Below are 13,796 nucleotides of genomic sequence, written 5' to 3' on the forward strand. Positions count from 1 at the left end.
ACCCCACGGACGAGTGCCCCATGACTACACAAGACTCAGCCCAGACCAGCGCAGCCAAGGCCAGGACCGCTCCTTCCCCGGAGGACCCCCGCAAGCCGGACAGCCCCAACGACCTCGCCAAACCCACCTGGATGTACATCGCCAAGCGGACCCTGCGGGAGTTCACCAAGGACCAATGTCCGGACGCCGCTGCCGGCCTCACCTACTACGGTGTCCTTGCCCTGTTCCCTGCGCTCCTTGCCTTGGTATCCCTGCTGGGAATCTTCGGGGACGCAGGGAAGACCACGTCCGCACTGCTGGATATCGTGCAGCAGTTCGCTCCAGGACCAGGTGTTGACACTCTGCGGCAGCCCATTGAGGAGCTGACAAAGTCCAATGCGGCCGGTTTCGCCCTGGTCCTGGGCATCGTGGTGGCCCTGTGGTCAGCCTCCGGTTACGTCACCGCGTTCAGCCGCGCCATGAACCGTGTCTATGAAGTGGACGAAGGGCGCGGCTTCATCAAACTGCGTGGCACGATGCTTGCGGTCACCGTTGTGGCGGTTGTGGGGGCGGCGCTGGCAGCCGCGATGCTGGTTCTGAGTGGGCCGGTGGCGGAGGCCATCGGCGGTGCCATCGGATTGTCGGAAACGTTCCTGACGGTGTGGAACATTGCCAAGTGGCCGGCTCTGGTGATCGTGGTGGTGGCCATCATTGCGGTGCTCTACTACTTCACTCCCAACGTCAAGCAGCCCAAGTTCCGGTGGATGAGCATGGGATCGCTGATTGCGTTGGTGATTTTCTCCGTGGCATCGCTCGGCTTCGGCTTCTACGTGGCCAATTTCAGCAATTACAACAAGACCTACGGTGCCCTGGCCGGCGTCATCATCATGCTGCTGTGGCTCTGGATCCTCAACATGTCCTTGCTGTTTGGTGCCGAGTTCGACGCAGAAATGGAACGTGGCCGCCAACTCCAAGGCGGCATTGAAGCAGAAGAAAGCATTCAACTCCCGCCGCGCGATACCAAGAAGAGCGACAAGCTGCAGGAAAAGGAAGACGCCGATATCCGTCGTGGCGAGGAAATCCGCGAAACCCAGGGCAACACAACACAAGGGGGCAAGTAGCCGGAATGGAAACTTCAGTCATGGGCCACACCAAGCTCAAATCCATCAAAAACGGCGACAGCGTCCAGATCAACGGTGAGGTTTTCCGGGTCAGCGCCGTGCAGCCCCAGGAAGGCTCGCGGAGCATCACGCTTGAACTTCAAGCGCACGACGGCGGCTCGGTCACCTTGATCGGCCTGCCGAAAGCGCGGGTGCAGCTCGCTGCGCGAGCTTCCTGAGCCACCCTGAAGAGACGGCCCTTCCCCGACTGACCGCGCTCGTGCCATCGTTTCATCATGCAGACGGTGTTTGAGGCGGCGGGCGGCAACGCGTTCTTTGTGTCGTTGGCTGAGGCCTGGCACATCAGGGTGGTTGCGGACGAGGTGGTGGGGCACGCTTTCCGTCACGGCGTGCGCCCCGAACACATCGAGCGGCTGGCCGCCTACTGGAGCGAGGCCCTGGGTGGCCCGCCACTATACTCGGGCACCTACGGTGACGAAACTTCCGTGGTGAGGATGCACAGCGGGAATGGGCCACACGAGGAGATGGACCGCCGGGCCATTGAGTGTTTCGACCAGGCTCTGACCGATGTTGGGGTGGGGGAGGCACGCCTCCGGGAAGTCCTGCACGCCTACTTTGCCTGGGCCACTACCAACACAATGGCCCGCTACGAACACTCAGCAGAGGATGTCCCTGCAGGGCTGCTGATTCCCAAGTGGTCCTGGGGCGGGTTGCAACCCGGCTAAAGACTCAGGCTTCGGCGGGGAAACCCTGATCGGCGTCATCCCACCAGCCCTCCCAGGCGCTGGAGGTCAGCCGCACAGAAACAGCGGGGGAGTGCTCGGTATTGGATTCGCCGGACGGCCCGCTGTGGCTGCCGCTGGCGTCGAGGAAAAAGTTCAGGGTCTTCAAGAGCATCATGGTGGTGTCCTTTCAGGGGTTTCGTGGACGTCTTTGTCCAGGTAAAACCAGCGTAGGTGGCCATTGTTTCCTCCCATCGACGCAATGTTTCAGCTGTGTACCACTTATCTCACCTGCGCCTTCGGGGACTTACAGCTGACACAAAAAGCGAGCGTACGGTCACCACCTTCTTTGAAACTCAAAGCTCCGCGACACACGCACAATTCGGCGTGTCCACCGATGCCAGCAATCAAAGTGGGTGGTGGCCGCACCGTTCACGAGCCAATCACGCTGAAGGCCCGACGGCGGCACTTACCCAGCGTCGTCGTCGAGCCTTTTCTTGGGGTGGCCCGTGCGGCAGGGGCCACCCACCTTCCTTTGGGCCCGGAAAACGGGCTGGCGACGCCCGGATTCGGGTGTCGCCAGCGACTACGGGTGGCACAGGACAGCAAAAGCGGGCCCCTGCCGTGACCTTGGCAGGAGCCCGCTGGCTTTGGAGCGATCCTCCCGCGGCGCTTAGGGCATCCGCGGGAGGATCACGTTGTTAGGCGAACGGGAGGACGAGCTCCGCGTAGCGCTGCTTCATGGTTTCCAGGACGCTGTCCCCGTCGGCATCCCATATTTCCTGGTTGAAGATCTCAACCTCAATGTCGCCCTTGTATCCGGCGTCCCTGACCCAGGTGCCGATGGTGGCGAAGTCGATGACGCCGTCGCCCATCATGCCGCGGGACAACAGCGCGTCCGCAGCGATGGGCAGGTTGAAGTCGCATACCTGGTAGGAGGCAATGCGGTTCTCGTGCCCGGCGCGTTCGATCTGCGCCTTCAGTTCCGGATCCCACCAGACGTGGAAGGTATCGACAGCGACGCCGACATCTTTTGCGTCGTACGGCGCGGCAAGGTCCAATGCCTGGCCCAAAGTGGAGATGAGTGCGCGGTCCGCTGCATACATCGGGTGCAGGGGCTCCAGTACCAATCGGACGCCGCTTTCAGAGGCGAAGGGAACCAATTCCTCGAGCCGGTCGGCCACGCGTTGGCGGGCCGCGACGACGTCCTTCTCACCGGGAGCAAGCCCACCAACCACCAGGAAGAGCTCCTGGGTGTCCAAGGCAACCGCTTCGCGGACGGCTTCGAAGTTGTCTGCCAGCGCTGCGGCCTGTCCTTCGGCGTCGGCCGCCGTGAGGAAGCCACCGCGGCACAACGAGGAAACGCGGAGCCCGGCGTCCTTGATGAGCTTGGCTGCCTTGTCCAAGCCAGCCTCGGCAACACGGTCACGCCACGGCCCGATCGCGGGGATGCCTGCGCGGGCACAACCGTCAACGGCCTCAGCCAAAGTCCACTTTTTGGTGGTGGCGCTGTTCAGGGAGAGTCGCGAGAAATCGGAACTCATGCGCCCACCCCGTTGATCCGCAGGAAGTCAGACATCCGGAACGCGGCAAGTGAGGGATCCTTCAACAGTCCGGCCTGGTCTGCCAGTTCGAACGTCTTGGCCAAGTGCAGCACCGAGCGGCCCGAGTGCAGGCCACCCACCATCTGGAAACCGGGCTGCTTGCCGTTGAGCCAGGACATGAAGGCGATGCCGGTCTTGTAGTAGAACGTGGGTGCGCTGAAGATGTGCTTCCCGAGCTCGCGGGTGGAGTCCAGGATGGCGCGCCCTTCCGCACCTTGGCCGGCGTCGTACTTCTGCAAGGCGACCGAAGCGGCCGGGTAGATGGCCGCGAAGATGCCCAGCAGAGCGTCCGAGTGGTGGGTTTCGTCGCCGTCGATCAATTCCGGGTAGTTGAAGTCGTCGCCGGTGTAGAGGCGGACGCCTTCCGGCAGGTTGGCGCGGAGGGCGACCTCGTGTGAGGCATCCAGCAGCGAAACCTTCACGCCGTCAACCTTGTTCGCGTGTTCACGGATCAGGCTGAGGAACGTTTCGGTGGCGACGGAGACGTCGTCGGAGCCCCAGTAGCCAGCCAGTGCGGGGTCAAACATGGTGCCGAGCCAGTGCAGGATCACGGGCTGGTCAACTTCCTGAAGCAGCGTCGAGTAGACGTGCAGGTAGTCGTCGGCACCGTTGGCAACCTTGGCCAGGGCGCGGGAGGCCATGAGGATGACCTTGGGTCCGGCCTCACTGACGACGGCGATCTGCTCACGGTAAGCGTCGATGACGGCCTGGATTCCGGTCGCACCCTCAGGGAGCGTCGCAATGTCCAGCTGATCGGTGCCCGCGCCGCAGGACACGAGGTCGCGGACGGACTTACCGGCGATAGCGGCGTTGCCCGCTGCCACGACGGAAGCGGCCTCTGCGCCGGTGCGCTTAATGAGCTGCTGGGTAGCGGCCCAGTCCAAGCCCATGCCGCGCTGCGCCGTATCCATGGCATCGGCGACGCCCAGGCCATAGGACCACAGTTCGTGCCGGTAAGCCAGGGTGGCATCCCAGTCGAGCTGCGCCGGGGCGCCGGGGGTGTTGTCCGCAGCGACCTCGGGGATGACGTGCGCTGCGGCGTAGGCGCGGCGGGCAGTCAGCGGGGCTGTGGGCTTGACCCACGCAGTGGCGGGCTGGAGGCGGTACTCGCGGGTGCCGCCGTCGTCAGTGGGAAGAATCAGTGACGTCATTAGAGGCTGATCTCCGGGATGTCGATGGTGCGGCGCTCGGCCGAGGACTGGAGGCCGAGCTCGGCCAGCTGAACGCCGCGGGCTGCGGAGAGCAAGCCGAAGCGGTGCTCGCGGCCAGCGACGACGTCGCGCAGGAATTCTTCCCACTGCAGCTTGAAGCCGTTGTCCAGTTCAGCGTTGGCGGGGACTTCCTGCCACTGGCTGCGGAAGGATTCGGTGACGGGCAGGTCCGGGTTCCAGACGGGCTTGGGGGTGTGGGCACGCTGCTGCGCAACGCACTTGTTCAAACCGGCGACGGCGGAACCGTGCGTACCGTCGATCTGGAACTCAACCAATTCGTCGCGGTAGACGCGGACGGCCCAGGAGGAGTTGATCTGGCCGATGACGTCGTCGCCGCCCGGGGTTTCGAGTTCGAAGATGCCGTAGGAGGCGTCGTCGGCGGTGGCCTTGTATTCCTTGCCGGCCTCGTCCCAACGTGCGGGGATGTGGGTGGCGGTCTTGGCGTTGACGCTCTTGACCTTGCCGATGATGCCTTCAAGGACGTAGTTCCAGTGGCAGAACATGTCCGTGGTCATTCCGCCGCCGTCTTCCTTGCGGTAATTCCAGGACGGGCGCTGTGCAGCCTGGACGTCGCCTTCGAAGACCCAGTAGCCGAATTCGCCACGGATGGACAGGATGCGGCCAAAGAAGCCTTCGTCCACCAGGCGACGGAGCTTGACCAGGCCGGGGAGGTACAGCTTGTCATGCACGACGCCTGCGGTGACGCCGGATTCCTTGCCGATCCGGGCGAGCTCGATTGCTTCTTCCAGGGTTTCGGCCGTGGGCTTCTCGGTGAAGATGTGCTTGCCGGCGCGCATTGCCTTCTTCAGGGTGGCGGCCCGGAGGCTGGTCATGGAAGCGTCAAACACGATGTCCACGGTGGGGTCGGCGATGACTGCGTCCAGGTCGGTGGACCATTCGGAGACCTTGTGGAGCTCGGCGAGCTCGCGGATCTTGGCTTCGTTGCGGCCAACCAGGATGGGTTCAACCTGAACCTTGGTGCCGTCTTCCAGGGTGAAGCCGCCGGCGTCGCGGATGGGGAGGATGGACCGCAGCAGGTGCTGGCGGTAGCCCATACGGCCGGTGATGCCGTTCATGGCGATACGGATCGTCTTTGTTTCGAAGCCCATGTTTTCTCCAGTGCCTTGTGTGCCGGTCGCTGTGCGGATGCCGGTGCTTGCTGATGTCATGTGGGAAAGCGCATTCCCGCTGCAATCGATCATGCACCATGGCGCGCCGGGTTGGCAAGCGCTTTCCCGAAAATCGGAAGGGAACTGCCATAATTTCCTTAGCGCCAGTCCCGACGCTTGCAGAAAAGGAGGGCCCCCGTGGCCGCCAGCACACTGAGTGAAGTTGCCCGTTTGGCCGGGGTTTCCCTGGCCACGGCGTCCCGAGTCCTGAACGGCTCATCCCGAAAGCCGGCTGAGGACATCGCAGAGCGCGTCCGGGAAGCTGCCGACAAGCTCGGCTATGTTCCCAACGCGCAGGCACAGGCGCTCGCAAAGTCCAGTTCGGGCTTGATCGGCCTCATTGTCCACGACATCGCCGATCCCTACTTCGCGGCCATCGCCCGTGGCGTCCAGGAAGCAGCCCGCCAGCAGAACCGCATGGTGTTGCTGGCCAGCACTTCCGGCGCCGCGCAGGACGAGAAAGAGGCAGTGGCCGCCTTTGCCGCCCGGCGTGCCGATTCCATCGTGATCGCCGGCTCGCGTTCCGTGCGCGCCGAGGACAAGCAGGGCAACATCGAGCTCGCCGCCGAGTTGGATCGCTACTGCCGCAATGGCGGACACGTGGGGGTTGTTGGCCACCCGGTAGTTGGGGCCTCGACTACCGAGGGTTACCACGTGGTGAAGGTCCCCAACGAGGAACTCGCCGCCGGCCTTGCTGCCGAATTGGCCGCCACACACCACGGTGACTTCCTGATCATTGCCGGCCCGGAGGGCCTGTACACCTCTGACGACCGGGTCCGCGGCTTCCAACGCGGACTCGCCGACGCCGGGAAGCCCGCTGCAGAGGTGATTCGCACCGGCTTCAACCGTGCCGGGGGCTACGAGGCCGGATTGGCGCTCGCAGACCGGATCAAGGCTTCCGCGGAACGGCTCTGCATCTTCGCCGTCAACGACGTCATGGCCATTGGCGTCACGGCGGCCCTGCGCCCCGAGGGTGTCTGGATACCCCGCGATGCCACGATTGCCGGCTTTGACGATATTGAAACCCTGCGCGACTTCCGGCCGGCCTTGTCTACCGTCCACCTGCCACTCGAGGACATCGGGCGTCTTGCTGCCGGAGATCCCGACACCCCTCCCGTCAGTGGCGTGGTCAAGCTCCGCCGCAGCACGGAAACGCCGGTGGAATCGCAGGCATGACTCTGCCGCACATCACGGCGCCCGGGGCACTCACGGTCATTCCCGCCGTCGGGCGTTCCGGTGCAGTGGCGCCCGCTGTGCTGGTGTTGCCCGGAGGGGGCTACGCAAAAGTGGCCGGCCATGAGGCCGAGCCCGTGGCTGAATGGCTCGCCTCGCTGGGAATTCATGCGTTCGTGCTGCGATATCCGGTAGCGCCGCATCGACACCCGGCGCCGCTGGCCGCCGCGAAGCAAGCCATGCAGTGGATCCGCTCTGGCGGGCACGGCCTTGCTGTTGATTCGTCGCGCGTGGGTGTCCTGGGATTTTCCGCAGGCGGGCACCTTGCTGCCAGCCTGTCCGTGGCGGTGTCCACCGGCGACACCGCGTTGGACGTTTCCGCGGCTGTGCCGGACCTCAGTATCCTCTGCTATCCAGTGATTTCCTTGGTGGACTCCGCACATCAGGGGTCTGTGGACAACTTGCTGGGCGTGGATGCAGGCAGGGATGTTCTGCAGGAATTGTCAGCAGAGCTGCACGTTTCGCCGGAGACCCCGCCCGCCTTCCTTTGGCACACGGCCGATGACCAATCCGTTCCTGTCAGCCACAGTCTCCTCTACGCAGGAGCGCTCAGCAGGGCCGGAGTTGCTGCGGAGCTGCATGTGTTCCCGCATGGTGTTCACGGCATCGGCATGGCTGTTGGGGTGCCGGGCGCGGAGCAGTGGACGGCTCTCTGTGCCGCGTGGCTCAGCCGAAGGTGGGCCTAGTCTTCGCCCAGGGTGATCGTGTGCAGGAAGGCGGCGTCGTTGAGCACGTTGTCCGGAAGGTCGTCCTCCACAAATTCCAGCATGATGTCCATGTCCTTGCCATTGCCCCGCAGGACATCGGTAACGGTCTGCCACAGCAGCTTCCGGTTCCGCAGCGGAAAGCGCTCGGCCTCGGGCCCCCACGAGAAACAGTGCACGCCCATGACATGCGGGAGGACGTGGTGGAGCGAGTCCAGTGCTTGCTGATCGGAAAGCCCGACGGCGGGCTGCCAGTAAGTGCCGACGTTGGCGTGGTTAACCCGGTTCAAGAGGTCCAGGGTGGTAGCAGGAGAGTCGGTGAGGGTGTTCCCGTGATACTCGAAAGCGATGGCGATTCCGCGTTCGGCAGCCAGATCGGCAATGCGACGGGTGTCCTTCACCACTGCGTCCCAGTGTTCCCGGCTGGCGCCAGCCGAACCGAGTTCCCCGGCCCATACCCTGATCCTTGGGGCGCCAAGCGGGGTGGCGAGGTCCAGGACGCGGCCGAAGTCTCCAAAGGCGCCGCAGCGGTAGTACGAGCCGAGGGATAGGACCGTCAGCCCAGCGGCTTGCGTGGCGCTCTTGGCGTGCGCGGCTGATTCAGCATCGCTCACATGGACATCAGTACCCCACTCGATGCCGGCAAGGCCTGCGTTCGAGGAAATGCGGACCACGTCGTCGATCCCGTGCGAGCGAAGGGTGACGGAGCAAATGCCAGGCGTGAGGTCAGCCAGAGTGGTGAGGTCGATCATGCTTCACAGGATACCGGGAATGCGCTTACCCAGTAAGGGTGTATCGTCTGTTGAACACAAATGAACGCTACTGGTTTACAGAGCTATCCAGTATCGACGGATCGGCTCGGTCACTCCCAGCTCCGGCGGGAAACTCTGGGGCGGGCGGACACTCTCCAGCGCGCCGCAAGCTTCGATGGTGCGGGCTGAGGCGGGGTTGGATTCTTTGCACGTCACCAAGACGCGCTCCAATCCGAGGGTGCGCCCCTCCTGGAGGGCGCCCCTGAGGGCAAGCTTGGCCAGGCTCCGGCCCCTGGCGCTGGGCCTGATTCCATTGGGTGAGCGTATAACGGCCGTGAATCACGCCTCTGAGAAAGGGGCAGTCGGGCGGGTGGTGGTGCGTTTCCGGACCTCACGCAGCACTATCTGCTCGGGGCAGACGGTCGACAGGAAGTCGCCGACTGAAAGGGCCAGGCGCTCACCTGCAAGGGAGTACATGATGCGGTTTGCGTCGCGGCGCTCCGTGACCAGGCCGGCCTGGCGCAGCACGCTCAAGTGCCGCGAAATGGTGGGACCTGTGGCATTGAACCTCGAAGCGATCTGGCCGGCGGCCAACTCGCCATCCTTGAGGTCCTGCAGAATCTGCCGCCTGGTGGGGTGCGCAAGTGCGGCGAAGATGTCTGATGCTGTATCTGCCATGTTTGCAATATAGCACAGTGGCTATATACAGTTTAGCTTCATTGCTAATAAGCGAAGGAGCAAGATCATGCGTGTAGCTATCACCGGCGGTACGGGCTTTGTGGGACGTCACCTTGCAGAGCGGCTCAACAGCGAGGACACTGTCATCGTCTCCAGGCGGACGGGCGTGCAGATCAATGATGTGGATGCTTTGGCGGCTGCCTTCAGTGGCTGTGACGTGGTGGCTCATTGTGCCGGCATCAACCGGGAGATCGGTGATCAGACCTTCGATCGTGTCCACGTCGACGGCACCCGCGCTGTCATAGAGGCTGCCCGAAGGGCGGGCGTCCATCGGATCGTCATGTTGAGCTTCCTCAGGGCCAGGCCCGGTTGCGGTTCGGCCTATCACGAGACCAAGTGGGCTGCCGAGGAACTCCTGCGCCAATCCGGCATTGCCTACACGATCCTCAAATCCGGAATGATCTATGGCCCGGGCGACCATATGGTGGATCACGTAACCAAGGCCGTGCGGACTTTTCCGGTTTTCGCAACGGTTGGTTACCGGGAGCGGACTGTTCGACCCATACCGGTGGAAGAGGCTGTCAATACCCTGATCGCCGCCCTTGAGGGTCGCGTACCCACCCCGACGGTCGCTGTTGTCGGAGCCGAAGAGCTTGAACTTGGATCGGCTGTACGCAGGATCGCCCGCGTGGCGGGCAGGCAACCCATGTTTGTCCCCGTCCCGGTGTGGGCCATTCGGGTGCTGGCGCGCCTCACGGAGTGGACGATGGTGGTGCCGCTCGTGGCGAAGGCCCAAGCGCAGATGCTCGCTGAAGGGGTCAGCGAGCCTGCGCCGTTCGCCCCCGGGCTTCCCGATGACCTCCGTCCGGTGCTTCCTTTCGATGACGAACGAATCCGCGCTGCGCTGCCCGATGGACGATTTGTCCTCGCGGACCTCCGGCTTGTCAGGTGGTGGACCAGGCGGCGTCGCCTTAACGGGCCGGGCACATCTGGCCACTAGGTCGATTTACTCAAGGTCCTGCCCATGATGGCCTGCGTCAAGGCATCGATCACTTCGGCGTTGGCCAGCGGGTTGCGGATGAGGGTGAAGTCGACGTCCCCCACGGGTGGCAGGCCAAACCGCTGGGTGATGACTTTCAGGTCCTCGGGAACCAGCGACGCCGGCATCACCGCCACACCAATGCCTGCCCGGACTGCTGCAAGCACACCACTGATCTGTTTGGTGCTGCACGTGATCCGCCACGTCCGGCCCTCTGCTTCCAAGGCGTCGATAGCCAGTTTTCGGCTCAGGCTGGGCGCCGGGTAGGCGATGAGCGGGACGGGGGCGCCGGGCTCCAAAACGGTCTGCTCGACGCCAACCCAGGCGAAGTTGTCGTGCCGGACCACGGTGCCTTCCTTGGCGCCGGCCACCCATTTCACGAATACCAGGTCCAGTTGCCCGGCGTTGAGCCGCTTGTAGAGTTGGTCGCTCTGGCTGACCGTGAGCTCCAGGTTGATTTGCGGGTACAGCTGCCGGAACTCGCGGAGGATCCGGGGGAGGCCCGTGATGGCGAGGTCGTCCGCGGTACCAAAGCGAAGCCGCCCACGCATTGCCGAACCGGAAAAGTAGCGGGCGGCGGAATCGTGGGCGGCCAGGATGCTGCGGGCAAAGCCGGCCATGGCATCGCCATTATCGGTGAGCCTGACTTCCCGCGTATCGCGGGCTACGAGGACGCGCTTGGCGGCGGCTTCCAGCTTCCGGACATGCTGGCTGACGGTTGGTTGGGCGAGCCCCAGGCGGTCCGCCGCTTTGGTGAAACTCAACGTTTCGGCCACGGCCAGGAAGGAGCGGAGCTGGACAGGTTCGAACACGAAACTCCTCAGGCGCAGGTCAGCGCCGGGCCGAGGTACTGCGCCGCTTCCCCTCGTGCTGCAAGCAGCTCATTGCGTTCCGCAATGCTAGTTATAGGCGCAATACGCTTCCATAATTGCTGCTGGCAACCATAGCGTTAAACGCATCCCACCGAAACTCTCGATCCGAGGACTACTTTTGGCACCCCCACCGCCTGCAGCGGCAAACGTCAGCCAGCCCGTCATCGATTCCCTCTCCGCACCTCAGCCCGCGGACACCGTCACCCAGCCACTCGCCGTCGTGAGTGAAAAGCTGCCCTGGCGGCACACCTTCATCTCCTTGAAGGTCCCCAACTTCAGGATCTTCGCTCTGGGCCACTTCATCGCGGTGATCGCCATCTGGATGCAGCGCATCGCCCAGGACTGGATGGTGCTCCAGCTTTCCGGGTCCGTCACCGCCGTCGGAATTACGGTGGCGTTGCAGTTCATGCCGTCGCTTTTCCTCGGCCCGTGGGGCGGCATGATTGCGGACCGCTTTGCCAAGCGCAAGATCCTCATCATCTGCCAGTCTGCGGCTGCGGTATTGGCCGCCCTGCTCGCGGTGCTCTCACTGAGCCAGCGCGTTGAGGTCTGGCACGTCTACGTGATCGCACTGGCTTTGGGCTTCGTGACGGTCCTGGACCAGCCGGCACGGCAGGTGTTCGTCAACGAGCTCGTCGGCCCCAAGTACCTGCGCAATGCCATCAGCGTAAACTCCACTACCTTCCAGCTCGGTGGCCTGATTGGGCCCGCCCTTGCCGGTGTGCTGCTCACAGCCGTAGGTGCCGGATGGGCATTCGCCGCGAACGCCGTTGCCTGCTGCTCCACCGTGGCAATGCTGCTGATCCTCCGCAAGGACCAACTGCATATCAGCCAGCCGACACCCCGAAAAAAGGGCATGCTGCGCGAAGGCCTCAACTATGCGCTCAGCAAACCCACCATTTACTGGCCATGGTTGATGGCAGGTTTTGTGGCAGTTTTCGCGATGAGCCTGCCGGTGCTGCTGGCCGCGTTCGCGGACCACGTGTACGACGCCGGTGCCGGAGGCTACGGCCTGCTGAACGCGATGGTTGCGCTCGGTGCATTGACCGGCGCGGTGGCGTCCACCCGCCGTCGTCAGTTGCGGTTGCGCTCGGTAGTGACGTCCGCCGGGTTGTATGGCCTGATGCTCTGCGTATCCTCGCTCATGCCGTCCATGGTGTGGTTCAGCGTCACCATGGTCCTGGCCGGCTTCTGGTGCCTCATGTTCCTCACGGCAGCAAACCAAATGGTGCAGACCAGTTCCAACATGAGCATCCGCGGCCGCGTCATGAGCCTCTACCTGGTGGTGCTCATCGGTGGCCAAGCGATCGGCGGTCCCATGATGGGGTGGCTGGCCGAGCACCTGGGTCCGCACCTGGCCATCCTGGTGTCCGGCGGTGTGCCGGCCATCGCAGCTGCGGTAGTCGCCGTCGTTCTGGCCCGCAAGTCTTCCCTGCACCTCAAGGTGGACCTGCGTGACCGTCGCCGGGTGCTGCGTATTGTGGACCGGGCGCAGGCAGCCTAAGTCACGGGCAGCTTAGGTCACCGGCAGCTTAGGTCACCGGCCCCCGTAGGGGGCCTGGGCTCCCGCGCCGGAGCAACGCCAGAGTGTCCACGCGGTGGCGGCCCGGAACCTGCCCGCAGGTTCGCGAAGCGAGTAGCCCAGTTCGCGTTCCAACCACTCCACCCGCTGTTGAAGGGTGGAGTGGTGAACATGGAGCCCCACAGCGGCGGACCGCACGCTCTGGTGCCCAACCACTTGATAAATGGTGGCCGGAACCCAAGGATGCGATTGACGCAGTCTTTCGACCGTCTGGACGTCCGCTGCGCCCGTGAGGTCAGCCTTGCCCACCACCTCCGCCAACACCACAAGGTCGCCAAGGTCCTCGAACCGGACCTGGTGGGGGCCTCCAGCGCTTTCGTCAACAGCGAGGCTGAGCGCCCTCGCCGCGTTCAACCACGCCTCAGGCACATCACCGCCTCCGGCATGGGCAAGGCCAGCCCTTGAGCCCGGCGCAAGGACGTCGTCCACGGTGGCGTGGCCTGGCAGCAGCAACGCCCAACTTGGGCCGATGAGTGCGCGAGGTCCGGACGTGGGCGGATGGGAGGCCGGGGCGGCTACCACCAAGGGTGCCTCGCCCACACCCAGGCTCCGGAGAGCGGCCCTGCGTTCATCCTCGGACACGTGCCGGTCACAGGCGATTCTCACGGCAGCCGCGGAGTCAGGCCGCTGGTGCCCGGCACCGCGGAGCAGTGGTCGCAGACCATGGGCGCAGCGCTCAAGGATCAACTGATCCAGCGGTCCAGGATCGCTGGAACGCTCCAGCCAAACAGTCGCGGCGCGGTTTTGGTCAACCAGGATGCGCGGCCAGCTGCTGGCCAGTTCCGCCGGTATATCCGGCAACGCCAACCCTGTCGATGCGACGCGCGACGCCAACCCTTGGGCCGCATCCCGTAGGCCAACCGAACAATCGGCAAGTGCGGCTGCAGCCCTCAGAAAGGAGATGGCTGGGGCACGTTGATCAGAGAGGGCGTCGAAATGCGCGATGACCCGCAAAGCACTGGCAGCATCGCCATCGGTGACTGCAAGACGACCGATAAGTTCTCTCATCCGGGCTCCTCACGTCACCAACCCCATGATTTTCCATTGAATCACGGAGCACAGTGAACGGCTCCGTCCCTGTCCGCAGCAGGGGACGGAGCCGGTTAAGTCACCGCACTGTGTAAGTCACT

At 64.0% G+C, this 13,796-nt stretch carries 16 protein-coding genes; 7 read left to right on the forward strand and 9 right to left on the reverse strand.

The genetic code is table 11. From position 1 onward, the window contains the following. Positions 1 to 20 precede the first annotated feature (20 nt). From BMY91_RS13555 to BMY91_RS13565, 3 genes are read left to right on the forward strand one after another with little or no spacing between them, the layout of a single operon-like run. A complete protein-coding gene (locus tag BMY91_RS13555) occupies positions 21 to 1,100 on the forward strand; it encodes a YihY/virulence factor BrkB family protein (protein WP_090822765.1) in 1,080 nt (359 codons plus the stop codon). A 5-nt stretch (positions 1,101 to 1,105) separates the two neighbouring features. Next, positions 1,106 to 1,318, forward strand: a complete 213-nt coding sequence (locus tag BMY91_RS13560; RefSeq protein ID WP_090822767.1) for a hypothetical protein — start codon at positions 1,106 to 1,108, stop codon at positions 1,316 to 1,318. A 57-nt stretch (positions 1,319 to 1,375) separates the two neighbouring features. Further along, positions 1,376 to 1,825 carry a globin domain-containing protein gene (locus BMY91_RS13565; protein WP_090822770.1) on the forward strand — a complete coding sequence of 150 codons (450 nt, stop codon included), beginning with the start codon at positions 1,376 to 1,378 and terminating at the stop codon, positions 1,823 to 1,825. 4 nt (positions 1,826 to 1,829) lie between these two features. On the opposite strand, the gene BMY91_RS23140 is transcribed toward BMY91_RS13565, so the two are convergent. From BMY91_RS23140 to BMY91_RS13580, 4 genes are all read right to left on the reverse strand, one after another. Then, the gene (locus BMY91_RS23140) at positions 1,830 to 2,000 is read right to left on the reverse strand and encodes a hypothetical protein (protein WP_177179920.1); all 171 of its coding nucleotides are present in this window, start codon (positions 1,998 to 2,000) and stop codon (positions 1,830 to 1,832) included. A 523-nt stretch (positions 2,001 to 2,523) separates the two neighbouring features. Then, positions 2,524 to 3,366 carry a sugar phosphate isomerase/epimerase family protein gene (locus BMY91_RS13570; protein ID WP_090822772.1) on the reverse strand — a complete coding sequence of 281 codons (843 nt, stop codon included), beginning with the start codon at positions 3,364 to 3,366 and terminating at the stop codon, positions 2,524 to 2,526. Beyond that, a complete protein-coding gene (locus BMY91_RS13575; RefSeq protein ID WP_090822774.1) occupies positions 3,363 to 4,577 on the reverse strand; it encodes a dihydrodipicolinate synthase family protein in 1,215 nt (404 codons plus the stop codon). The genes BMY91_RS13570 and BMY91_RS13575 overlap by 4 nt, the downstream gene beginning before the upstream one ends. After that, entirely contained in the window at positions 4,577 to 5,746 is a 1,170-nt protein-coding gene (locus tag BMY91_RS13580; RefSeq protein WP_090822776.1) for a Gfo/Idh/MocA family protein, read from the reverse strand. Before BMY91_RS13580 ends, BMY91_RS13575 begins: the two co-directional genes overlap by 1 nt. Positions 5,747 to 5,944: 198 nt before the next feature. Here BMY91_RS13580 and BMY91_RS13585 point away from each other — a divergent pair, with 198 nt between their 5' ends. Both BMY91_RS13585 and BMY91_RS13590 read left to right on the forward strand, forming a co-directional pair. After that, positions 5,945 to 6,982 (forward strand): LacI family DNA-binding transcriptional regulator, encoded by a 1,038-nt coding sequence (locus tag BMY91_RS13585; RefSeq protein ID WP_090822778.1) that lies wholly within the window; start codon positions 5,945 to 5,947, stop codon positions 6,980 to 6,982. Further along, a complete protein-coding gene (locus BMY91_RS13590) occupies positions 6,979 to 7,725 on the forward strand; it encodes an alpha/beta hydrolase (RefSeq protein ID WP_090822780.1) in 747 nt (248 codons plus the stop codon). The genes BMY91_RS13585 and BMY91_RS13590 overlap by 4 nt, the downstream gene beginning before the upstream one ends. On the opposite strand, the gene BMY91_RS13595 is transcribed toward BMY91_RS13590, so the two are convergent. The 3 genes from BMY91_RS13595 to BMY91_RS13605 form a co-directional block, all read right to left on the reverse strand. Beyond that, complete coding sequence (locus tag BMY91_RS13595; RefSeq protein WP_090822782.1) at positions 7,722 to 8,495, reverse strand: sugar phosphate isomerase/epimerase family protein; 774 nt, start codon at positions 8,493 to 8,495, stop codon at positions 7,722 to 7,724. The genes BMY91_RS13590 and BMY91_RS13595 overlap by 4 nt on opposite strands. A 75-nt stretch (positions 8,496 to 8,570) precedes the next feature. After that, entirely contained in the window at positions 8,571 to 8,822 is a 252-nt protein-coding gene (locus BMY91_RS13600; protein ID WP_371261055.1) for a GNAT family N-acetyltransferase, read from the reverse strand. 12 nt (positions 8,823 to 8,834) lie between these two features. After that, complete coding sequence (locus BMY91_RS13605; RefSeq protein WP_090822784.1) at positions 8,835 to 9,173, reverse strand: metalloregulator ArsR/SmtB family transcription factor; 339 nt, start codon at positions 9,171 to 9,173, stop codon at positions 8,835 to 8,837. Between the two features lie 67 nt (positions 9,174 to 9,240). On the opposite strand from BMY91_RS13605, the gene BMY91_RS13610 reads away from it, so the two are divergent. Next, positions 9,241 to 10,173, forward strand: a complete 933-nt coding sequence (locus BMY91_RS13610) for an NAD(P)H-binding protein (RefSeq protein ID WP_090822785.1) — start codon at positions 9,241 to 9,243, stop codon at positions 10,171 to 10,173. On the opposite strand, the gene BMY91_RS13615 is transcribed toward BMY91_RS13610, so the two are convergent. Further along, a complete protein-coding gene (locus tag BMY91_RS13615) occupies positions 10,170 to 11,024 on the reverse strand; it encodes a LysR substrate-binding domain-containing protein (protein ID WP_090822787.1) in 855 nt (284 codons plus the stop codon). The two genes, BMY91_RS13610 and BMY91_RS13615, sit on opposite strands and share 4 nt — an antisense overlap. Positions 11,025 to 11,202: 178 nt before the next feature. Here BMY91_RS13615 and BMY91_RS13620 point away from each other — a divergent pair, with 178 nt between their 5' ends. Continuing rightward, positions 11,203 to 12,588, forward strand: coding sequence for an MFS transporter (locus tag BMY91_RS13620; protein ID WP_090822789.1), 1,386 nt, complete (start codon positions 11,203 to 11,205; stop codon positions 12,586 to 12,588). Between the two features lie 33 nt (positions 12,589 to 12,621). Here the strand turns inward: BMY91_RS13620 and BMY91_RS13625 are convergent, their stop codons facing one another. Beyond that, positions 12,622 to 13,674 (reverse strand): helix-turn-helix domain-containing protein, encoded by a 1,053-nt coding sequence (locus BMY91_RS13625; protein ID WP_090822791.1) that lies wholly within the window; start codon positions 13,672 to 13,674, stop codon positions 12,622 to 12,624. Positions 13,675 to 13,796: the final 122 nt, after the last annotated feature.

It is taken from the genome of Arthrobacter sp. yr096 (genome assembly GCF_900108925.1).
In the GTDB taxonomy this organism is placed as follows: Bacteria; Actinomycetota; Actinomycetes; order Actinomycetales; family Micrococcaceae; genus Arthrobacter.